Below are 20,009 nucleotides of genomic sequence, written 5' to 3' on the forward strand. Positions count from 1 at the left end.
CTCGCCCCTCCGGGCCTGAACCCTTAGGCCATACGCGCACGGCCCCCGCCGCCTCGGGCGCCGGGGACCGTGCCGGTCTTATCCGCTGATACCAACGGCCCAGGCTGCTGGCGCAGCGGGTGCTGCCGCATCGGGCCGTTGACCCATCTCGAATTTTCGACACCAAGCCAAAGGCTTCATCAGAGGCTTGGCGAGAATCCGAGACCGGAACCAACGGTCCTTTTCAAGGCCCGTTGGTATGACGCAAGAATCGCGCGCGGCCGGGGCGAACCCCGGCCGCGCCGGACCCGAGGATCAGGCCCGCTTCTTCTGGTCCTTGTCGTCGACTTCCTGGAAATCGGCGTCGATGACGTCGTCCTTCTTGGCCTGCGCCTGATCGGCTCCGGCCTCCGGGCCGGCGCCCTGGCTCGCCGCATACATGGCCTCGCCGAGCTTCATCGAGGCCTGCATCAGGTCCGTGGTGCGGGCCTTGATGGTCTCGACATCCTCGCCGGCGAGCGCCTGGCGGAGCGCGTCGATGGCCGTGGTGATGCCGGCCTTGTCGGCCTCCGAGACCTTGTCGCCGTACTCCTTCACCGACTTCTCGGTGGCGTGGATCAGGCTCTCGCCCTGGTTCTTCACCTCGACGAGCTCGCGGCGCTTCTTGTCCTCGGCCGCGTTGGCCTCGGCCTCCTGCACCATCCGCTGGATCTCGGTCTCGGACAGGCCGCCCGAGGCCTGGATGCGGATCTGGTGCTCCTTGCCGGTGGCCTTGTCCTTGGCCGTGACGTTGACGATGCCGTTCGCGTCGATGTCGAAGGTCACCTCGATCTGCGGCACGCCGCGCGGGGCCGGCGGAATGCCGACGAGGTCGAACTGGCCGAGCAGCTTGTTGTCGGCCGCCATCTCGCGCTCACCCTGGAAGACCCGGATGGTGACCGCGTTCTGGTTGTCCTCCGCCGTCGAGAAGACCTGCGACTTCTTGGTCGGGATGGTGGTGTTGCGGTCGATGAGCCGGGTGAACACGCCGCCCAGCGTCTCGATGCCGAGGGAGAGCGGGGTCACGTCGAGGAGCAGCACGTCCTTGACGTCGCCCTGGAGCACGCCTGCCTGCACGGCGGCGCCGATCGCCACGACCTCGTCCGGGTTGACGCCCTTGTGGGGCTCCTTGCCGAAGAAGGTCTTCACCACGTCCTGGATCTTCGGCATGCGGGTCATGCCGCCGACCAGCACCACCTCGTCGATCTCGTTCGCCGAGACGCCCGCATCCTTGAGCGCCTTGCGGCAGGGCTCGATGGTGCGCTGGATCAGGTCGTCGACGAGCGACTCGAACTTCGCGCGGCTGAGCTTGAGCGCGAGGTGCTTCGGGCCGGACGCGTCGGCCGTGATGTAGGGCAGGTTGATCTCGGTCTGGGTCGCCGAGGAGAGCTCGATCTTGGCCTTCTCGGCCGCCTCCTTCAGGCGCTGCAGGGCGAGCTTGTCCTTGGTCAGGTCGATGCCCTGCTCGCGCTTGAACTCGGCCGCGAGGTACTCGACGATCCGGTTGTCGAAGTCCTCACCGCCCAGGAAGGTGTCGCCGTTCGTCGACTTCACCTCGAACACGCCGTCGCCGATCTCCAGGATCGACACGTCGAAGGTGCCGCCGCCGAGGTCGTAGACCGCGATCACGCCGGACTTCCTCTTGTCGAGGCCGTAGGCGAGCGCGGCGGCGGTGGGCTCGTTGATGATGCGCAGCACCTCGAGGCCGGCGATCTTGCCGGCATCCTTGGTGGCCTGGCGCTGGGCGTCGTTGAAGTAGGCCGGAACCGTGATGACCGCCTGCGTGACCGGCTGGCCCAGATACGACTCGGCCGTCTCCTTCATCTTCTGGAGCGTGAAGGCGGAGATCTGCGAGGGCGAGAACTGCTTGCCGTCCGCCGCGACCCAGGCGTCGCCGTTGCCCGCGCGGGTGATCGCGTAGGGGACGAGGCCCTTGTCCTTCTGCGTCATCGGGTCGTCGTAGGTGCGGCCGATGAGGCGCTTGATGGCGAAGAAGGTGCGGGAGGGGTTGGTGACCGCCTGGCGCTTGGCCGGCTGGCCGACGAGCCGCTCGCCGTCATCCGTGAAGGCGACGATCGACGGGGTGGTGCGCGCACCCTCCGCGTTCTCGATGACCTTGGGCTGCGTGCCTTCCATCACGGCCACGCAGCTGTTCGTGGTGCCAAGGTCGATACCGATGACTTTACCCATGGTGGGATCCCTCGTTGGTGTTTTTTAAGCAGACCGCCGAGCCCCGAAGCAGCTCGGCCCATGGTGCTACAGGTGACGAAAATCGTTCAGCCGGGCGGGATCCGTCCAGACCTCGGGGGGATGAGGGTCGATGGCGGCGCCCGCGCCGGACGCGATATAAGAACGCCGTGATAGGCTCGCAAGGCGAAGCCCCGCCGCGGCGAGACGGCCCGCCCGCGTATCGCCCCGTCAACCCGAATTCCCGTTTCCGGCCAAGGCGCCACGAGAATGTTGCGGCCTTGCCACGTCCGCGCCACGTCGCGCATGGTAATGTCGGTCTTCGCGCGTTTCGCCTGTTGGAGCCTGATGCCCCCGACCCGCCTCCTCCTCGCCCTCGCGGTGGCGGTCCTGCCCGCCCCGGCCTCGGCCCAGTCCTTCTTCGAGGAGCTGTTCGGCATCGGACGGGCGGCCCGGCCACCCGCGCAGCCCGCGCCCCGGGTCGCCCCGCCCGGCGCGCCGGTCGACGTGCCCCCGGCGGAGCCCCGCCCGGCCGCCCCGCCTCCGCCGCCGAAGCCCGTGGTGATCCGGGCGCCGAACGACGACAGCGCCATCGGCCAGGACCTGCAGCAGAACGGGGCCGCGGGCTCCCTGCGGCTCGAACGGGCGCAGGGCGGCGGGCTCACCGCCCGCATCACCCTCCAGGGCACCAAGGTCTCGCAGCCGACGGAATCCTGCCGCGTCCCCCTCAACACCGGGGCTCCGCTCCCCCTGGCCGATCAGGGCCGGCCGAACGGCGTGACCCGACTCGCCTCCTCCGATCCGGTCTGTCCGCTGCGGATGGAGATCCTGGAGGGCAGCGTGCTGGTCACGCCGCTGACCGAGCCCGATATCTGCGTCTTCCAGGCGGCGGATTGCGCCACCACCCCGAAGGGCCTGTGGGGACCCGGCGCCGCCGCGCTGGTGCCGCGCGCCCAGGAATTCGACACCGCCCGCGGCGCCGCCGACCGGGCCGTGCGTGAGAACTACAAGGTGATGACGCAGCGCGCCAAGCGCGAGGACGTCCGCCCCATCGTCGCCGAGCAGGCGGCCTTCTCGTCCGACCGGGAGCAGATGTGCCGCGCCTATGCGCGCGAGGGTGTACATGGCTTCTGCCACCTGCGCTTCACGGAGGGCCGGGTGCTCTCCCTCGCCACGCGGCTCGGCCTCAGCACGAGCGCGGCCCCGACCGCGAGCAATGCCCCGCGCGCGCCCCGGCGCCGTCCTCCGCCCGTGGAGGGCATGAATCCGGGCTTCGATCCGCAGCAGGAGTGATCCGGTTTCCGGATGATGGTTCGGAGAGCGGATCATCGAGCCTGCGCGGCACCTGAAGCCGGCATCCGCCCGACGCGTCCAGCGACGATCATCGATCGGCCCGCCCGGCGTCACCTCGTCCGCTCCCCCCTGTCCCGGGCGCATGCAGCGGCAGCGGAATGCGACCCGGGACCCAGCAGAAGACGTCGCGCAGCGCCCGCTTGTCAGCCACGTTGGAGGCAAGCGGAGCCGCTTCGCGGCACGTCCTCATGCTGGGTCCCAGATCTCCTTCCGCTGGCGCTCCAGTCGTGCAGGCCCGAACGGGCCCGGAAAGAGGGAGCGGGCCGGTGCGGGCTCAGGCGTGCCCGGCGCTCGTCGAGAGCATGGCGGGCTCGATCCCGATCGCCCGCAGGGCGCGGTCGTACTTGGCGTCGAGCGCCGTGTTGAAGATGAGGTCCGGATCCGCCGGGCAGTGCAGCCAGCCGTTGGCCTGGATCTCGCTCTCGAGCTGCCCCGCCTGCCAGCCCGCGTAGCCAAGCGCCAGCACCGCGTCGCGCGGGCCCGTCCCGGCCGCGATCGCCCGCAGGATCTCGACGGTGGCGGTGAGGCAGATGCCGTCGTCGATCAGCAGCGTCGACTGGTCGATGTGGAAATCGGGCGAGTGCAGGACGAAGCCGCGGCTCGATTCCACCGGGCCGCCCATCAGCACCGGCATGTGCCCGACCCGGATCGGCAGCCGGATGGCGTCGTCCTGGCGGATGATGTCGAGCTGGACCAGGAGGTCGGGCATGTTGAGGTCCGCCGCCGGCTTGTTGACGATGATGCCCATCGCCCCCTCGGCGGAATGCGCGCAGAGATAGATCACCGACCGGGCGAAGCGCTCGTCGGTCATGCCGGGCATGGCCACCAGGAGCTGACCATCGAGGTAGCTCGCCGCGGGCCTCTCGCCCGGCACCGTCGTCTCGTGAGGGTCGGATCGCATGCGCATGACAGCATGCTACGCCCCGGCCCGGCAATGTCCATCCTCGAAACCGACCGGGGGGGCGTGGAACGACGCCGCGGCGGCCCCATGAATCGGCGCCTCATGGTTCGGCGGCCCCATGGATCGCGGAGAGTCACACGATCGTTTCTCGCATTGGTCCGATTCCTGCTGGTACGATTCGGCGCGCGTGGCGTGGTCCGGCATGCCGCGTATTACGGGATTGCGGACGACCGAGTGCGGACGACAAGGCCATGACCCTCTCTGCTTTCGGGCGGTGCCGGGCCGCCCGCCTCGGCGTCTTCCCGCTCGCCGCTGCGCTCGCCGCGCTGGCCTCGTCGCCGGCGCGGGCGGCCTCGGCCTGGGCGACCGGCCTTCATGCCCGCGCGCGGCTCGTCCCGGGCGGCCAGGCGGACGGGGTGCGCTATGCGGGCCTTGAGATCCTGCTCGACCGCGGCTTCAAGACCTTCTGGCGCGATCCGGGCGAGGCCGGGATGCCGCCCGCTGTCGATTGGTCCGCCTCCCGCAATGCCGCCGCCGTCGACGTGCTCTGGCCGGTGCCGCGGCGCATGACGGAGGCGGGCGACGTCGTGTTCGGCTACGAGGACCGCGTCGTGCTGCCGCTGCGGGTGGTGCCGGCCGATCCGCGCAGCCCGGTCGCCCTGCGGCTTCGCCTCGATTACGGCGTGTGCAACGACATCTGCATCCCGGTGCGGGCGGACCTCTCGCTGACCCTGCCGGCGGATACCGCCGCGGTCGGCGACCCGCAGGTGGCGGAGGCGGTGGCCGCCTCGCCGCGGCCCGTTCGCCTGGGCGAGGGGCCGCTCACGGTGCTGGGCGCCGTGCCCGAGCGGCCGGGGCTCGCCGGCCGGCTCTTCGTGGCCGTGCGCGTCCGGGTGCCGAGCGGGGACCGGGCGGATCTCTTCGTTTCCGCCCCGCCCGGCTGGCTGCTGCTGCCCCCGCCCCGGCCCCTGCCCGAGGCGCCCGGGACCGTGCTGTTCCGCATCCCCGTCCTGGAGCGCCCGCCCGCGGGAGCCGATCGGCTGCCCCTGAGCCTGATCCTGGCGAGCCCGGGCCAGCGCCCCGTGACAACCGAGGCGAACCTCGACACCCGGGAATGGTCGCGCTAAGCAGCGGCCGCGGCCCAGACGCGGCGGGACGGTCGCCCGCCCGGGCCCGGCACAGGAGCGGAGGCTCAGGCGACCGGGCGGCAGGCGCCGCCGGTCGGCCCTCACCGATCGGGAGAGCACGATGACCATCCAGGTAGGCGATCACCTGCCCCAGGCGACCTTCCGCGTCATGACGGCGGACGGACCGGCGGCGAAGACCACCGACGACGTGTTCAAGGGCCGCCGGGTGGTGCTGGTCGCCGTTCCGGGCGCCTTCACGCCCACCTGCCACCGCAATCACCTGCCGGGCTACGTCGCCAGGCGCGCCGAGATCCTCTCGCGCGGGGTCGACGCGATCGCGGTGACCTCGGTCAACGACGTCTTCGTCCTCGATGCGTGGTCGAAGGCGGCGGGCGCCGAGGGCATCGAGTTCCTGGCCGACGGCAACGGGGATTTCGCCAAGGCGATCGGCCTCGACATGGACGGCGCCGGGTTCGGCCTCGGCGTGCGCTCCAAGCGCTACGCGATGCTGGTCGATGACGGCGTGGTGCGCGCCCTCAACGTCGAGGACTCCCCCTCGAAGGCCGAGGTCTCCGGCGCCGAGACGCTCCTCAAGTCCCTCTGAGCCGCGGCACCCGGGCGACGATTGGGGCGGGAGAGGTGGTCCCGCCCCCTCGCCGCCCGGTCCGGCGGTGCGGCCGGGGGATGATTCGCGCAAGCATCGCCCTGTCTTCGCGTGGTGGCGGATTCTCCGCATTCACGGGCCATTAACTCTGCGGACGATGTTGGCGGATGGTGGAATAATCCATCGATCGCATTAGGGACTGAGCAACGGCTTCCGGCGCCAACTGCCGGCGCCCTCAAAAGCGGAGGGCGTCGAGATCAACAGGATCTACCCGGATGTCGTCCATCACCCTCTCGGCCGCGACGCGCCAGAACCTGCTGTCGCTGCAGGACACCGCCAGCCTCCTCGCCACGACCCAGAACCGCCTGGCGACGGGCAAGAAGGTCAACACGGCCCTCGACAATCCGACGAACTTCTTCACGGCGGATGGGTTGACGGCGCGGTCCTCGGGGCTGACCGCCCTGCTCGACGGCGTCTCGAACGGCATCCAGACCATTCAGGCGGCCAATACCGGCATCACCAAGCTGCAGGGCCTGACCGATCAGCTGAAGTCGGTCGCTCAGCAGGCGCTCGCCTCTGCCAATGCCTTCACGGCCAAGGCCAGCATCGCCTCGATCGCGCTCTCCGGGGCGACGGCCTCGAACCTCCTGTCGGTGGGGCCGACCACGGCGGTGGGCGACAACGCCATCGGCGCAGCCGCGGGCGCAACTGCTCAGACCGTCACCGGAACCGTCGACGTCAGCACCACCGCGGCCATCGACGCTGCGCTCTTCGGCTCCAGCAACTCCGCCACGGTGACGATCGATGACGTCAAGATCACCCTGAACAAGGGCGTTGACGACGTCAGCCAGACCGCGCTCGTCAACTCGATCAACACGCAGCTGAAAGCAGTCGGCTCGGCCGTAACCGTGGCCGCAAGCGGCAACTTCATCGTCGCAACGGGCACGAGTGACGGCGGCGCCTTCACGATCGGCACGGATTCGGGGACGCAGGCCCTGTTCGGCGCATCGCCCACCACGGCGGCCGGCACCTTCGTTCCGACCGCGACCTCGCTCGCCACCGGCCTCGGCTTTCACGTCGGCGACAACTTCACGGTCAACGGTCAGACCATCTCGATCGCCCGCACCGACACGCTCACCTCGCTCGCCCAAAAGGTCAGCGTCGCGACCGGCGGGGCCGTGTCCGCCACCTACGACGCCGCCAACCGGAAATTCAACTTCGCGGCCACCGACTCGGCCACCACGATCGCCCTCGGCGACGGTGGTACGGCGACCTCGAAGGTGAGCAATCTCGGCTTTACCACCAAGTCTTTCGGTGCCGGCCAGGGTTCGACGACCGGGACGACCTTCACCAAGAGCCAGCTCGACAGCAAGACGATCTCTGTGCAGGTCGGCAGCGGCCCGGCCATGTCCCTGACCTTCGGCACCGCGGCGGGCCAGATCTCGAACCTGACGCAGCTCAACGCCGCGCTCGCGCCTGCCAACGCGCAGGCCTCGCTCGACGTCTCGACCGGTCAGCTCAAGATCACGACCACCAACGAGGCCGGCGCCGAGAGCCTGACGCTGCTCGCCACCGGGTCGAACAACCCGTTCAACTCCGGCACCTCAACCGCCATGATCGGCGGTGACGGCCTGACGGCGCGCAACGGCCTCGTGACCACCTACAACAGCCTGCTGTCGCAGATCGACCAGCTCGCCGCCGATTCCGGGTTCAACGGCGTCAACCTGCTCGCCGGCGACACCCTGAAGATCAACTTCAACGAGAAGAGCACCTCGTCGCTGTCGGTGACGGGAACGAATGTGTCGGCGGCCAATCTCGGCCTGTCGGCAGTCGGCCAGAACAACTTCCTGGAGACCAACGCGATCAACAAGGTGCTGACGACGATCAACACGGCCGTCAGCACCCTCAAGAACCAGGCCTCGTCGCTCGGCGCGAACCTCGCGGTGGTGCAGAACCGGCAGGAGTTCACCAAGCAGATCATCAACGTGCTCGACACGGGCGCGGCCAACCTGACGAACGCGGACCTCAACGAGGAGGCGGCGAACTCGCAGGCCCTCGCGACCCGCAACTCGCTCGGCATCTCGGCGCTGTCGCTGGCCAACCAGGCGCAGCAGGGCGTTCTGCAGCTCCTGCGCTGATCGATCGGTCGGATTCGACGCTCAGGCGGCCGGGGGGCGCTCCGGCCGTTTTGCTTGGAGGTCAAGGGCAGCGGCGCCGAGCCCGTGGCGGCGGCGGCCGAGAGGCCGAGAGGCCGAGGCGGCCTTCGGCCACGCTCAACTTGCGTGAAAGACAGCTTTCCAGGCCAAGACCACACAGGGGGCGTGGCGCTGCCAGTCTCCTCCAGCACCGAAGAACCGCCACAGCGTCACCGGCGGGCCGGGTCGGCAAGCTGCTCTCAAGCCCGGCCCGCTGCCATCCCTCTCAACTGTTCAACGCATAAAACAGGTAGTAGCCTGCCCGTGAGGTCGCCTCCCTGGCGGCTCTGGACTTGAACCCGGCCGGCGGATCAGCGGTGTGGGCGATCCCCGCGAACTCCCACGCATCACCACGGATGAAATTCGGCACGGGGCGATCCTGGCGGACGGCGCAGCGGAGCGCGGGTTTCTCCCTGCGGCGAAAGACGTTGTAGGCGTCGAGCACCTGCATCCTGCTCTCTCCAGCTTGCTCATGCGGTCGTAGAGCATGGACCGCACAGGCGGGCACTTACCTGCAGCAAACGGGCCCATCTCTTGCTAGCGGGCCTTCCCGAACGGTCTTGCAGGCCTTGCGGTCGGGCATCGGGCATGGACGCCTGCGGTCGAACCAGATCAGCTCGACAGTCATCGTGTCGTTACGGATGGAGGTCGGGCCTCGGCTGCCGCGCTGCCACGGCGTGTCGGCGGATCCGACATCGTTGCTGATCAACGGATTGATGATGTTTATGGATAATGGATCGACGTGGCCGCTTGCGTGCAGCCGCGCGGCGCCGGACGTTCACCACCAGCCGGGCTGACCCTGAGGGATGATACCAACAGTCATTTTCAATGACCGTTGGTTATGCTCTCGAATTGTCGCCAAGTCTCTTCGCAAACCTCTGGCTTGGCGTCGACAAGTCGAGATGGATCGACGGCCCGATGCGTGAGCATGCGCGGCAGCATCTTGGGCCCCGAGGCAGGATCGACCTGTCCGGCGCCTCCTCAACACACCGCCGGCCCTCCCCCATGAAGTCCGTGCGGACGCCCTGTTTCCGCAGTAGATCCGCGGCGGCACCTTGAGGGACGCCTTGAAATCGGCAAAGTCTGCGTGATCTGTGCCCGCTCGCCGGGAGCGTGGGCAGATGTGGTATCAGGTCGTAGGCGTTGTCAGCGTCACAATTACAGCATCAGTACTACTGAATCACTGGGGGATACCACGTTGGGTTGTTGATGCCCTGAGCGTCGGAGTGCTGGGTGTCGGTGTGATCTTGGTAGTTCCGGCAGATGGCGATGCTGTTCGACCTAAGCCGCACCTACTGCCGGCCTATACAGAACGGCTGATGCCGGAGGGCGGGCGCGACTTGAGTTGGACTAAGCCTCCGCAGCGGCCAAGGCGCGAAGCTTCGGTTCAGTGAGGACCGGGGGTGATCTCATCGGTCCCTGGCCATCACCATCCGGGGCGCCCCCCGGCGGCGCATCGCGTTCGGGGTCGCGCCCTCACCGGAGGCGAACCGGCTCGCGGCCATCCGTCTCGATCTCTTCCGCCTGATACGCCATGGCTGGGGCAAGCCTCGCGATATGTGGGGACCATTGCGCCCGCAGGGTCAGGTATGTCTCTGCGTGCGAGATCGGCCGCGCGGGGCCGGGGCGTCACGGGGCGACGAGGACCGTCAGCACGAGCGGAACCGCCAGGGCCGGCACGGCCACACCGAGGATCCGGTAGAGGGCGGCGCGCAGGCCCTGCTCCTCGCGCTCGCCGCGGCTGAACAGAAGGCAGCCGATCCCGCCGGCCGCGAAGAGCACGTTGGCTTCCAGTGGGGTGAATGAACGTTCATTGACAGGAGAATGAACATTCATTATCCCCGGCGAGGCAGAGGAGCTGACCATGGGTCGATCTCAGCAGGGCTGCCGGATGGGGTCTGCGCTCGGAGCGCGCCGCCCGTGTCGCGGGACCGCTGGATACCGGGCGCCCGATTTCCCGACGGGTCTCCTCGCGCTGTGCTCACCGGCGAACCTCGTCCTTGCCGTCCTCGTGGCGGCCGGATGGCTGGCGCTCATCGGCTGGACCGGCACCGGATCGGCCGGGTGGCAGGCGCGCCTCTGCGCCGATCTGGAGCTGCAGCCCCGATCCTGCAGCGCGGTCCGGACCACGCATGACGCGGGCCGCGTCGGCCCCTTCGCGGAATCCGGAAGGCTCTCATCATGAGCGTGGCGGCCGGCACCGTCGCCGAGGCGAAGGGGGGCACGACGCGGCGCGAGCATATCCTCGATGCCGCCGAGGCCTGCTTCGTCCGCAGCGGCTTCCATCGCGCCACCATGCAGGACATCGCCCGCGAGGCGGCGATGAGCCCGGCCAACATCTACCGCTACTTCGCCTCGAAGGAGGACGTCGTCCTCGGCCTTGCCGAGCGCGAGCGGGAGCGCGGCGCCGCCCTCGTCGCGGAGATGGAGCGGGCCGGCGACCGGCGTGGGGCGCTCATGGGCATCATCGAGCGCTACTTCGCGCAGGTCACCCGCGGGACGGCGGTGCTGCGCCTCGACATCTGGTCGGAGGCCACCCGCAATCCCGGCATTGCCGCCATGGTGGACCGGAGTGAGGAAGAGGCGCGCGGCTGGTTCGTCCAGACGCTCGCGAGGCTGGCCACCGCGCCGGACTGCGACCCGGCCGCGTTGTATGCGGCGATCAATCCTCTGATGAAGGGCATCATGGTCAATCGGGCCCTGCTGCCCGACTACGACCCGGCCCCGGCGGTCGCGCAGCTCCGCGCTCAACTCGAGGCGGGCTTGGCCGGCCGCCTGCCGGCCCTGTCGCGCGACGAGCCGGCCGAGGCAGCGATATCCCATCCCGCCATGGGCGGGGCCCGCTAGAGTCAGGACTCGCCGTTCCCGCCCGGCTTCCTCAGGAGGAGTCCCGATGACCTCTGTCACCCCTCGCCTTGCCGCGGCCGCGCTGGTCGGCGTCATGGCCCTCGCCGCGATGAGGCCGGGCCCGGCGGCGGCGGCCGATCCGACCGGCACCTGGCTGACCGAGGATGGTCGCGCCCGGGTGCGCACCGAGCATTGCGGGCCGCGCCATACCCACCTGTGCGGCTACATCGTCTGGGCCAAGAAGCCGCTCGACGACCAGGGACGGCCGCGCCTCGACCAGTTCAACCCGGATCCGGGCAAGCAGGCGCGGCCCCTGCTCGGCCATCAGATGCTCCTCGGGCTCGCGCCGAACGAGGAAGGACGGTTCGAGGGCAAGATCTACAATGGCGACAACGGCAAGTCCTATGACGTGACCGTCTGGAGCGAGCGGCCGACCGAGCTGTCGGTGAAGGGCTGCATGCTGGCGGTGTTCTGCGGCTCGCAGGCCTGGAAGCGGGTGACGGATGTGGCGCCCGGACAGCTCCAGGGCGCGACGGACGCGGCCGGCGGTCCGCGCGCGGATCCCGAATGGGCCGCCAAGCCGGCGGCCACGGGAGCGGTTCCGGCTCCGGCTCGGAGGCCCCGTCCCGACGGCCCACCCGCTCCGACGCGATAGGAATGCGGCACCGGGTCCGGTGCCGCTCGCCATCGCGCAGCCCGTCCGCGGGCGCGCGGTACACCGGCCGGCCTGCGCACGCCCCCCCTCGCGCGGGCCGGCCGGTCGTGAACCGATGCGCGCCTTGCGTCCTCCGGTCGCCTCCAGGAACGCCCGCGGCCAATCGGCGTCGTTTGAGGTCCACCACTGCCTTGCAGCCGGCCGCCAGCGCCGCGTCGCGCTTCTGCGGGGATCCGGTCGTGCCGATGACGGTCGCGCCGAGCGCCGTGGCCCAGCGGGTCAGGATCTGGCCGACGCCTCCTGCCGCCGAAAGGACCAGCAGCAGGACGCCCGCCTGCACGGCATGCGTCTTTTCTACGAGCGGGTCCGCACCGTCCTGGCCGAGGTCCAGGCGGCCGAAGCGCTCGCCGCGGAGAGCCGGGCGGTCCCGCGCGGCCAGATCCGGATGAGCGCGGCAGGCAGCTCCGCGAAATCGTCGATCACCGCGTCGGCTCCGAGATCGTGCGGCGGACGGTGGGCATAGCCATACGACACCGCGATGGCGGCGACCCCTGCGGCCCGGGCCGCTTCGACATCGTGGTGGTTGTCTCCCACCATCACGGCTCGCCCCGGCGGGACGCGAAGCTGACGCAAGGCCGCCCGCAGGGGGGCCGGATCCGGCTTGCGCTGCGCCAGGGTATCGCCACCGATCACCGCGCCGATGAAGGGCGCCAGGCCCAGGCCGTCGAGGACGATGCGCGTGGCCCGCACGGGCTTGTTGGTCACGACGGCGAGCGCGAAGCCGGCCTCGGAGAGCGACCCGAGGGTCTCGACGACGCCGGGATACGGGCGAGTGTGCCTGGAGGCGATCGGCTCGTAGAGGGTGAGGAAGCGTGGCACGAGCTCATGCGCGCGAGCCGGGTCTCCGCCCGTCGCCTGCAAGGCGCGCTCGACGAGCTTGCCGGCGCCATCGCCGACCATGGCGCGCGTCTGGGCAAGGCTGACGGATGGCAGCCCCTCCCCGGTGAGCACGGCATTCAGGGCCTCCGTGAGGTCCCGCAGGCTGTCGACCAGGGTGCCGTCCAGATCGAGGAGAACCGCATCGGTGCGGTGTCGCGCGCGGTCGATGGTCATTCGGCTCTTCTGCACGGCCCAGGGGCCTCGCGGGGCTCGCATCGAGAGTACGATCCGGGCGGCAGGACGCGAATCCCGTCAGCCTCTCGTCCCGGGCCGGGCGGTGGACGCGCCCGGAACCGCGAAGCGTCCCTCCTCGGCCTTGTTGATGTACTGGCTGGCGATGAAGAGCCCCTTCAGTGGCCGGATGACCGGCACGCAGGTCAGCAGGAGCAGCGGAAGCGTCACGACCGCATGGATCCAGAGCGGCGGATTGCAGGCAAGCTCCAGCCAGATCCCGAAGGCGGTGACCGGGAAGGCCATCGTCATCATGATGAAGAAGGCGGGGCCGTCGGCCGGGTCCGCGAAGCTGTAATCCAGACCGCAGGCCTCGCACTGCGGCTTCAGGGTGAGGAAGCCGGTGAACAGGCGTCCCTCGCCGCAGCGCGGGCAGCGGCAGCGCAGCCCGACTGACAGCAACGATTGATCGGTCGATCTTTGCATGGTCCCACGTTCCTGACTGGTCGCCGGCCTGCCCGTCGGCAGAGCATCCGCCTTGCGGGCCGCCAATGTATGGATTAGTATCCATACATTCGGATGCCGATCTGGAAGGAGCTCCAGACGGCAGAAGCTATCCGCACCCTGTATGTATGCCGCATGTATGCATACAACATGGTTTGTCTCGGGGTCAATGATGGAGTCCTGGAGCCCTACAATCGCGGCCGGTGCCGGCCCGAAATATCTGGCGATCGTCAAGGCCCTGGCCGATGACATCCGCAGCGGGCGCCTGTCCCCGGGGGCGCGGCTGCCGCCGCAGCGTGCCTTGGCGAAGCACCTCGATGTCGACCTCACCACGGTCACGCGCGCCTTCAACGAAGCACGCAGGATGGGGCTGATCGATGCCAGTGCCGGCAGGGGCAGCTTCGTTCGCGGCTCCGCGCTGCCGTCGGCAAGCCTGCCCAGGCCGGACCCTTCCGGCAGCGTGGATTTCAGCATGAACATGCCGCCGCAGCCGGCCGAGGCGAGGCTCGCCGAGCGGATCGAGGCCGGCCTGTCGAGGCTTGCCGGCTCTCCGGGCTTCCTGGACCGGATGCAGTACCAGGACAGCGCCGGGAACCTGGCCGACCGCGCGGCGGCGGCGGAGTGGCTCGGGCGGCGGCTGGGCCCGGTCCCGCTCCAGCGCATCCTCGTCGCCGGGGGGGCGCAGGCGGCGCTCGCCGCCGTCCTGGCGGTCGTCCTCAGGCCGGGTGATACCCTGTGCGTGCCGGCCCTGACCTATCCGGGCCTGCGCATGGCCGCCGAGCGGCGCGGGGGCCGTCTGATGCCCGTGGCCTGCGACGATGCGGGCGTCATCCCGGCGGCGTTCCTCGCATGCTGCCGGTCCGAGCGGCCCCGCGCCCTGTACCTGGTACCGACGCTGGACAACCCGACGACCGCGACGCTGCCGCCGGACCGACGCGAGCGGATCGCGCAGATCGCGCGCGCGCACGGGGTGACGATCATCGAGGACGACGCCTATGGGGCGCTGCCGCCCGATGCTCCCGCCCCGCTCGCGGCCCTGGCCGGCGACATCACGTGGCACATCGCAACCTTGTCCAAATGTGTCAGCCCGGGTCTGCGGATCGCCTACGTGGCGGTGCCGGGGACGAACGAGGCGGTCCGCCTCGCTGCGGAATTGCGCGCCATCAGCATGATGGCGTCGCCTCTCGCGGCGGCGCTCGCCTCCCAGTGGATCGCGCAGGGAGACCTCGACAGGATCATCGCGGCCATCCGGCGGGAGAACGGCCTCCGCCAAGCCGTCGCGCGGGAGACGCTGCGGGATCTCGATCTCCAGGCCCATCCGTGCGGGCATCACCTCTGGCTCCGGCTTCCGGCGCCCTGGCGGCGGGGCGAGTTCGGTGCGCATGCGCGGCAGCTCGGGCTGTCCGTCATCGTGAGCGACGCGTTCGCGGTCGGCCCGGCGCCGGAGGCGATCCGGATTTCCCTGGGCGCCGCGCCGGATTGCGAGACGCTGCGATACGGCCTCAGCCTGCTCGCGACCCTGCTGTCGCATCCCCCCGGCGCGATCTCGACGGTCGTCTGACAGGCCCGGAGCGTCTCCGGCCGCGTCGCGCGGCAGGCGCCCGCTGCCCGGTCCGTCACAGGGCGTCGTCGAACGGGATCCCGGCCTCGTCACGACCGGTCGTCTCGAACGGCAAGATCTGCACCCGCGCACAGACGGCCAGGAGCAGGATGACGATAAGCAGGATGGTCGTCCCTGTCAGGAGCGGCGTGAGGTCATTCGCGTATCGCCGGGATGCGCGCAAAGCAGCACATCCGAGCACAAACCCGGCTGCCGAAAGTAGCGGCAACGATAGTGGCTGCACTTCATGCCCCCTTTGTGCATCGCCAGCATGGTAGTGCCGATCAGATCGTGCTGCATCATCAAATTTAGCGCTGTCATATTTGGTCGGGTAATCCTCCAGAGAAGCAAGATGCGCGCGCGAAGCACATCCCCGTTGCGCTCCGCATTGCCGACCTCCCCCGGAGGATGAGGCGACAGGGGCGCCGTTGCAGTCGTGGGGCTGGAATGCCGCCACATCCAGAACGGAGGGCGCGAGTCCTCGTCCAACCGTTCGACCTCGGTCTGGATCGCATCGACAACTCGGCCGGGTCCCGGGCCGGCAGCTGTCCGCGCAACGCCAGGGTGTCACCGCGGCATGTAGCAGCGTGCCAGTCGAGACAACCGATCCTCGCTCATCCAGCGGCCGCGTCACGGCCGCAGACCGCACCTGGTCGAGCGAGCGGGCGACAAGCTCACGACGGAAGCGAAGGCCGTGCGTTCGCTCGTGGGCTCATGGGCGGCAAAGCCACAATGCGGGTCAGGCTCAAGCCTTCGATCGGAGGTGTACCGCAAAGAAAAAGACGCTTTTTCATAATTCTAAGTTCAGATACTTCCGGGTGTAGATTGTAAATTTTCAATTTAATGAGTGGGTCCGTTCGCGAATTTCTTGCGAGACCTGCTTGCAACCAAGGAATTTATGGCTAAACAGGTCGACGTTGACGGCGACGCACAGAAGCAGCGCCCGCGCAGGATGTTGAGATCCGCTGCGTCGGACTCATACCGTTCAACTATCGAGGAAATGCCGATGATGCCGGACACCGGGATGGTCGTGGGAGGCACACCCCTCGTCGCTCTCGACGCGCTGTTTCCGCCTGATGTCGTGCCAGTCTTTGCCAAGCTGGAGTTGCTGAATGTCGGGGGCAGCGTGAAGGATCGCACGGCCCATTATATGGTCGCGCAAGCTGTATCCACGGGTCGAATCGGACCGGGAAGTCACATTATTGAGAGTTCGTCGGGCAATCTTGGCATTGCTTTGGCTATGATCGCAAAACAGCGCGGTCTGAATTTCACGGCTGTCGTCGACCCGAATATCGCCCCAGCCAATCTTCGCCTCATCGAGGCCTTTGGTGGCCGTATCGATATGGTTGATGAGAGGGACGAAGAAGGCGGTTACTTGCACACGCGGGTGCGGCGCGTCGAGGAACTCGCTCGAACCATTCCGGGTGCGGTCTGGCTCAACCAGTACGCCAACCCTGACAATTGGCGTGCACACTACCACGGTATCGGTGCCGAGATCGTGCGGGACATGCCAGCCGAGCCGACGCACGTCGTCGCCGCGGTCTCCACCTGTGGCACCCTGATGGGATTGGCCCGGCGCTTGCGGGAGCGCTGGCCGCGGATCTCAGTCGTCGCCGTCGATCTGGACGGTTCGGTGATTTTCGGCGCCCCCGGTGGGCGACGGGATATTCCGGGTATTGGCGCAAGTCGCGTGCCCGAACAGCTCTCGTTGTCCGAAGTCGACAGCGTGATCTACGCTACAGATTGGGAGTCGACACTCGGCTGTCGGCGCCTTGCCGAAACACAGGGCATCCTCGCAGGCGGCTCCTCGGGCACTGTGGTTGCGGCGATCACCAAGCTGATCCCGCATCTGCCGCCAGGCTCGCGCATCGTCACTCTGCTGCCGGATCGTGGTGAGCGCTACCTCGACACTGTCTACAACCCGGCTTGGCCGCCTGCGGACCGGAGGCGTTCGATATCCTTCGAGGCATCTTACCGTCCTCTCGGAACCCGCGCCGCTGCGGCCTGATCTGCCACGCGCTCAAACATGGCCAACCTGGGCAGCCGCTAGGTCCCGGGGCGGACGCCTCTTGCTCACCAGCCACTTGGATCAAGAACGATGACGTCACCGGTTCTGCGCTACCTCTCACGCACGGACATCGTCGCCCTCGGTGGTGACCACTCCGACCTTTACATGCAGGCGGTCGAGGATGGGTTTCGCCTGCACGCGTCCGGAGACTTCGTGCAGCCCCTCAAGCCCTACCTGCGCAGTCCGCGCACACGACACATTGCAGACCGCATCATCGCCATGCCTGCCTGGATCGGCGGGAAGCATCCGATCGCCGGCCTGAAGTGGATTGGCTCCAAGCACGACAACCCAGCCGTGCGCGGCCTGGAGCGAGCGAGCGCGGTGATCGTGCTCAACGATTCCGAAACGCACTTTCCGGTCGCAATCCTGGAAGCCGGCCTCATCAGCGCCATGCGCACGGCCGCCGTGACGGGTGTCGCAATCCGGAATCTGGCACGACGGAACTTCTCGGATGCGGCCATCATCGGCTGCGGGCCGATCGGCGAGCGGCAGGCTCGCATGCTGGCCGAGCAGTTCTCAAGCCTGCGCACCCTGCGGCTGTTCGATCTGCGCAGACCGGCGGCCGAGGATCTATCGGCTCGCTTAAGCGATCGCTTCCCGCGGCTTGGCATCGAGATATCGGGGAGTGCCGAGGCGGCCGTGCGCGATGCAGCCGTCGTGATCACCTGCACCGTCACCGATACGCCCTACCTGCCTTTCCGCTGGCTCGCACGCGGCACCCTGCTTGCCAACGTCTCGATCATGGATGTTGAGCGAGATGTTTTCCTCAAATCCGACAAGGTGATCGTTGACGACTGGGATCAATCCAATCGGGAGAAGAAAATCATCAACCTGCTTGTCGAGGAGGGGGTGTTCTCCCGGGACAAGTTGCATGCCGAACTCGGCGAAATCGTCGTCGGACGGAAACCGGGTCGCGAGAGCGATGACGAGATCATCCTGCTCAACCCGATGGGAATGGCTGTCGATGACATCGTCTGCGCCCGAGCCGTCCTGCATCGTGCCGAGGAGCGGGGTGCCGGTACCCTGCTGCCGCTGTTCTGAGGGCGTACGCCGTGATTCGTGGCGGAGCGGCACCGGATATCACGTCGGCGATCCTGGCGGATCTCTTCGACGCTCTCTGGCTGGAGGATGTCGCCGGCTTCCAGAGCCGGGCGATTCTTGGGCCGGCAGCTGTGGACCAAACACGGGATTATGCGCTGGCGCTCGGTCCAGGCCATCTGCGCGCCCGGGTTGCGCCGGATGGCTGGCGAGAAGGAGTGCGTCTCGCCGGCTCGGTCCATTACGAGACGGCCAGCGCCCGGAACGAGCTCGGCGCGGCCGGGCTGCTCGACCTGGTTCTGTCCGGCCTGCCGGATCTCGCGCCCCCTGTCGCCGAGCGCACCCGGCTCCAACTCGGTGGCATTCTCGCGCAGCGCGATCTCTGGGAGATATCTGCTCAGGCGCTGGAAGCGGATGTGCTGGCGGGCCGGCCACTCGCTTGTGAACGGCTCGCTGCCTGGCAGGACCGCCCCTTTCATCCGCTGGCCCGGGCTCGCCAGGGAATGAGCCCGACGGAGGTGCTGGCCTACGGCGCCGAGGCAGGACGCCTCTTCGCGCTGTCTTGGTGTGCCGTCGCGCGGACGCTCCTCTCGGCCTCGCCAAAGGCCGAACGGAGCGGCCCCGCCGTATCGCTCCTCGATGGCCCGCAAAAGGCGATGCTCGATGCGGAGATGGCGGAGCGCGGACTTGCCGTCTCACACATCGCGCTGCCGGTGCACCCATGGCAGGCCACACATGTGCTGCCGGAGCGCTTCGAACAGGAAATCCTGGCCGGGCACCTCGTCATCCTGGATTTCCAGGGCCCGCTCGTTGCGGCGACGGCCTCCCTGCGCACCCTCGTCCTCCCGGGCCAGCCTGGCCTTCATCTCAAGCTGCCGCTCGACGTGCAGACGTTGAGCGTACGCCGCCTCCTGACGCCACAATCCCTGCACAATGGCTTGCACGGCGCGGATCTGCTTGCCGCCGGGCTCCGGCGCGACGCTTGGCTGTCGCGTCATGTCGCCCTCGCCGACGAAGCAGCCTTCTGGCATTTCGCTGAGCGCGATGGCGACGTCTATGCCGAGCGGCCGGCGCTTCTCGGCTGCACCATCCGCCGCCTCCCTGCAGAAGGCGGATTGACGGTCCCGCTGGCGAGTCTTGCGGTGGCGCCGCGAGGCGGCCTTCCTCCGGCCATACGCCTGATCGCGGGAGACCGGCCGGACCTGCAGGCACTCTTCGCGAGCGTCGCGGAATTGGTTCTCGGCACCGCGCTGCGCGGAGCCTGCTACGGCTTCGCACCGGAGCTGCACGGCCAGAACGCTCTGATCACGTTCGTGGAAGGACGGCCCCGCTGCCTCGTCCTGCGCGACCACGACACCGTTCGCTGCGCTCCCGTCTGGCTCGAAGAGGTCGGCCTGCCCGTTCCGGCCTACCTGATTACCGATCCGCAGCGGAACACCCTGCTCCTGCGCCGGCCGGAGGATCTCCTCGCCTACGCCCAGACGCTCGCGATCGACGTTGCTTTGCGTGCCGTGGCCGAAGCCTTTGCGGCTGCAGAATCCAACTTCGATCTCCGCGACGCGCGCAGAATCCTGGTCGCGCAAGTGCGAAGGGTTCTTCGCGATGTCGATGTGCCGAGCTCCCGCAAGGCACTGATCTCGGGCCTCCTGCTCAATGAACGGAGCGCACCGTTCAAGCAGGTGCTGACGCCGCTGTTGGCATCCAGCATGCCGAGCACCTCGATGCCCAGCCGCCTCGCACGTGCGCCGAACCCGCTCTTCCTGGGCGTCCCGCAATGACTTTCGGATCGAAGGAGCGGGCGG

At 68.5% G+C, this 20,009-nt stretch carries 18 protein-coding genes; 11 read left to right on the forward strand and 7 right to left on the reverse strand.

The window, feature by feature from the left end; genetic code table 11:
• Nucleotides 1–294: 294 nt before the first annotated feature.
• Complete coding sequence (gene dnaK, locus MNOD_RS32740) at nucleotides 295–2,208, reverse strand: molecular chaperone DnaK (RefSeq protein ID WP_015933240.1); 1,914 nt, start codon at nucleotides 2,206–2,208, stop codon at nucleotides 295–297.
• A 345-nt stretch (nucleotides 2,209–2,553) separates the two neighbouring features.
• On the opposite strand from dnaK, the gene MNOD_RS32745 reads away from it, so the two are divergent.
• The gene (locus MNOD_RS32745; protein ID WP_043752740.1) at nucleotides 2,554–3,498 is read left to right on the forward strand and encodes a hypothetical protein; all 945 of its coding nucleotides are present in this window, start codon (nucleotides 2,554–2,556) and stop codon (nucleotides 3,496–3,498) included.
• Nucleotides 3,499–3,832: 334 nt separating this feature from the next.
• Here MNOD_RS32745 and MNOD_RS32750 read toward each other — a convergent pair whose 3' ends face one another.
• Nucleotides 3,833–4,465 (reverse strand): YqgE/AlgH family protein, encoded by a 633-nt coding sequence (locus MNOD_RS32750; RefSeq protein ID WP_015933242.1) that lies wholly within the window; start codon nucleotides 4,463–4,465, stop codon nucleotides 3,833–3,835.
• A 245-nt stretch (nucleotides 4,466–4,710) separates the two neighbouring features.
• On the opposite strand from MNOD_RS32750, the gene MNOD_RS32755 reads away from it, so the two are divergent.
• From MNOD_RS32755 to MNOD_RS32765, 3 genes are all read left to right on the forward strand, one after another.
• Nucleotides 4,711–5,586, forward strand: a complete 876-nt coding sequence (locus tag MNOD_RS32755) for a protein-disulfide reductase DsbD domain-containing protein (protein WP_015933243.1) — start codon at nucleotides 4,711–4,713, stop codon at nucleotides 5,584–5,586.
• A gap of 121 nt (nucleotides 5,587–5,707) precedes the next feature.
• Nucleotides 5,708–6,190 carry a peroxiredoxin gene (locus MNOD_RS32760; RefSeq protein WP_015933244.1) on the forward strand — a complete coding sequence of 161 codons (483 nt, stop codon included), beginning with the start codon at nucleotides 5,708–5,710 and terminating at the stop codon, nucleotides 6,188–6,190.
• A gap of 275 nt (nucleotides 6,191–6,465) precedes the next feature.
• Nucleotides 6,466–8,328 (forward strand): flagellin N-terminal helical domain-containing protein, encoded by a 1,863-nt coding sequence (locus tag MNOD_RS32765; RefSeq protein ID WP_015933245.1) that lies wholly within the window; start codon nucleotides 6,466–6,468, stop codon nucleotides 8,326–8,328.
• A gap of 283 nt (nucleotides 8,329–8,611) precedes the next feature.
• On the opposite strand, the gene MNOD_RS32770 is transcribed toward MNOD_RS32765, so the two are convergent.
• Together MNOD_RS32770 and MNOD_RS47350 are read right to left on the reverse strand one after the other, a co-directional pair.
• Nucleotides 8,612–8,836 (reverse strand): hypothetical protein, encoded by a 225-nt coding sequence (locus MNOD_RS32770; protein ID WP_015933246.1) that lies wholly within the window; start codon nucleotides 8,834–8,836, stop codon nucleotides 8,612–8,614.
• 1,178 nt (nucleotides 8,837–10,014) lie between these two features.
• Nucleotides 10,015–10,167: a hypothetical protein gene (locus MNOD_RS47350; protein WP_157091614.1), complete on the reverse strand. Its 153-nt coding sequence runs from the start codon at nucleotides 10,165–10,167 to the stop codon at nucleotides 10,015–10,017.
• Between the two features lie 82 nt (nucleotides 10,168–10,249).
• Between MNOD_RS47350 and MNOD_RS32775 the strand changes: the two genes are divergently transcribed.
• Genes MNOD_RS32775 through MNOD_RS32785 form a run of 3 tightly spaced genes read left to right on the forward strand, consistent with a single transcriptional unit; the run spans nucleotide 10,250 to nucleotide 11,887 of the window.
• Complete coding sequence (locus MNOD_RS32775; protein WP_015933249.1) at nucleotides 10,250–10,570, forward strand: hypothetical protein; 321 nt, start codon at nucleotides 10,250–10,252, stop codon at nucleotides 10,568–10,570.
• On the forward strand, nucleotides 10,567–11,232 hold the full coding sequence (locus MNOD_RS32780) for a TetR/AcrR family transcriptional regulator (protein WP_015933250.1): 666 nt from the start codon (nucleotides 10,567–10,569) through the stop codon (nucleotides 11,230–11,232). The genes MNOD_RS32775 and MNOD_RS32780 overlap by 4 nt, the downstream gene beginning before the upstream one ends.
• Nucleotides 11,233–11,278: 46 nt before the next feature.
• A complete protein-coding gene (locus MNOD_RS32785; protein WP_015933251.1) occupies nucleotides 11,279–11,887 on the forward strand; it encodes a DUF2147 domain-containing protein in 609 nt (202 codons plus the stop codon).
• A gap of 354 nt (nucleotides 11,888–12,241) precedes the next feature.
• On the opposite strand, the gene gph is transcribed toward MNOD_RS32785, so the two are convergent.
• Nucleotides 12,242–13,000 (reverse strand): phosphoglycolate phosphatase, encoded by a 759-nt coding sequence (gene gph, locus MNOD_RS32790; protein WP_043749857.1) that lies wholly within the window; start codon nucleotides 12,998–13,000, stop codon nucleotides 12,242–12,244.
• A 78-nt stretch (nucleotides 13,001–13,078) separates the two neighbouring features.
• Nucleotides 13,079–13,483, reverse strand: a complete 405-nt coding sequence (locus MNOD_RS32795; protein WP_015933253.1) for a DUF983 domain-containing protein — start codon at nucleotides 13,481–13,483, stop codon at nucleotides 13,079–13,081.
• Nucleotides 13,484–13,670: 187 nt separating this feature from the next.
• On the opposite strand from MNOD_RS32795, the gene MNOD_RS32800 reads away from it, so the two are divergent.
• Entirely contained in the window at nucleotides 13,671–15,062 is a 1,392-nt protein-coding gene (locus MNOD_RS32800; RefSeq protein ID WP_015933254.1) for an aminotransferase-like domain-containing protein, read from the forward strand.
• A 55-nt stretch (nucleotides 15,063–15,117) separates the two neighbouring features.
• On the opposite strand, the gene MNOD_RS47355 is transcribed toward MNOD_RS32800, so the two are convergent.
• On the reverse strand, nucleotides 15,118–15,285 hold the full coding sequence (locus MNOD_RS47355; RefSeq protein WP_157091615.1) for a hypothetical protein: 168 nt from the start codon (nucleotides 15,283–15,285) through the stop codon (nucleotides 15,118–15,120).
• A gap of 822 nt (nucleotides 15,286–16,107) precedes the next feature.
• Here MNOD_RS47355 and sbnA point away from each other — a divergent pair.
• The 3 genes from sbnA to MNOD_RS32815 all read left to right on the forward strand — a co-directional run bounded on the left by sbnA (nucleotide 16,108) and on the right by MNOD_RS32815 (nucleotide 19,985).
• Nucleotides 16,108–17,109 carry a 2,3-diaminopropionate biosynthesis protein SbnA gene (sbnA, locus tag MNOD_RS32805; protein WP_015933256.1) on the forward strand — a complete coding sequence of 334 codons (1,002 nt, stop codon included), beginning with the start codon at nucleotides 16,108–16,110 and terminating at the stop codon, nucleotides 17,107–17,109.
• A 90-nt stretch (nucleotides 17,110–17,199) separates the two neighbouring features.
• Nucleotides 17,200–18,210 (forward strand): 2,3-diaminopropionate biosynthesis protein SbnB, encoded by a 1,011-nt coding sequence (gene sbnB / locus MNOD_RS32810; protein ID WP_015933257.1) that lies wholly within the window; start codon nucleotides 17,200–17,202, stop codon nucleotides 18,208–18,210.
• A gap of 11 nt (nucleotides 18,211–18,221) precedes the next feature.
• Nucleotides 18,222–19,985, forward strand: a complete 1,764-nt coding sequence (locus tag MNOD_RS32815; protein ID WP_015933258.1) for an IucA/IucC family protein — start codon at nucleotides 18,222–18,224, stop codon at nucleotides 19,983–19,985.
• Nucleotides 19,986–20,009 lie beyond the last annotated feature (24 nt).

This window comes from Methylobacterium nodulans ORS 2060 (genome assembly GCF_000022085.1).
Classification (GTDB): Bacteria; Pseudomonadota; Alphaproteobacteria; order Rhizobiales; family Beijerinckiaceae; genus Methylobacterium; species Methylobacterium nodulans.

Excerpts from the sequence above, each read along its gene's own strand:
- dnaK (WP_015933240.1), bottom strand. The coding sequence starts at position 2,208 with ATGGGTAAAGTCATCGGTATCGACCTTGGCACCACGAACAGCTGCGTG.
- MNOD_RS32745 (WP_043752740.1), top strand. The coding sequence starts at position 2,554 with ATGCCCCCGACCCGCCTCCTCCTCGCCCTCGCGGTGGCGGTCCTGCCC.
- MNOD_RS32750 (WP_015933242.1), bottom strand. The coding sequence starts at position 4,465 with ATGCGCATGCGATCCGACCCTCACGAGACGACGGTGCCGGGCGAGAGG.
- MNOD_RS32755 (WP_015933243.1), top strand. The coding sequence starts at position 4,711 with ATGACCCTCTCTGCTTTCGGGCGGTGCCGGGCCGCCCGCCTCGGCGTC.
- MNOD_RS32760 (WP_015933244.1), top strand. The coding sequence starts at position 5,708 with ATGACCATCCAGGTAGGCGATCACCTGCCCCAGGCGACCTTCCGCGTC.
- MNOD_RS32765 (WP_015933245.1), top strand. The coding sequence starts at position 6,466 with ATGTCGTCCATCACCCTCTCGGCCGCGACGCGCCAGAACCTGCTGTCG.
- MNOD_RS32770 (WP_015933246.1), bottom strand. The coding sequence starts at position 8,836 with ATGCAGGTGCTCGACGCCTACAACGTCTTTCGCCGCAGGGAGAAACCC.
- MNOD_RS32775 (WP_015933249.1), top strand. The coding sequence starts at position 10,250 with ATGGGTCGATCTCAGCAGGGCTGCCGGATGGGGTCTGCGCTCGGAGCG.
- MNOD_RS32780 (WP_015933250.1), top strand. The coding sequence starts at position 10,567 with ATGAGCGTGGCGGCCGGCACCGTCGCCGAGGCGAAGGGGGGCACGACG.
- MNOD_RS32785 (WP_015933251.1), top strand. The coding sequence starts at position 11,279 with ATGACCTCTGTCACCCCTCGCCTTGCCGCGGCCGCGCTGGTCGGCGTC.
- gph (WP_043749857.1), bottom strand. The coding sequence starts at position 13,000 with ATGACCATCGACCGCGCGCGACACCGCACCGATGCGGTTCTCCTCGAT.
- MNOD_RS32795 (WP_015933253.1), bottom strand. The coding sequence starts at position 13,483 with ATGCAAAGATCGACCGATCAATCGTTGCTGTCAGTCGGGCTGCGCTGC.
- MNOD_RS32800 (WP_015933254.1), top strand. The coding sequence starts at position 13,671 with ATGATGGAGTCCTGGAGCCCTACAATCGCGGCCGGTGCCGGCCCGAAA.
- sbnA (WP_015933256.1), top strand. The coding sequence starts at position 16,108 with ATGATGCCGGACACCGGGATGGTCGTGGGAGGCACACCCCTCGTCGCT.
- sbnB (WP_015933257.1), top strand. The coding sequence starts at position 17,200 with ATGACGTCACCGGTTCTGCGCTACCTCTCACGCACGGACATCGTCGCC.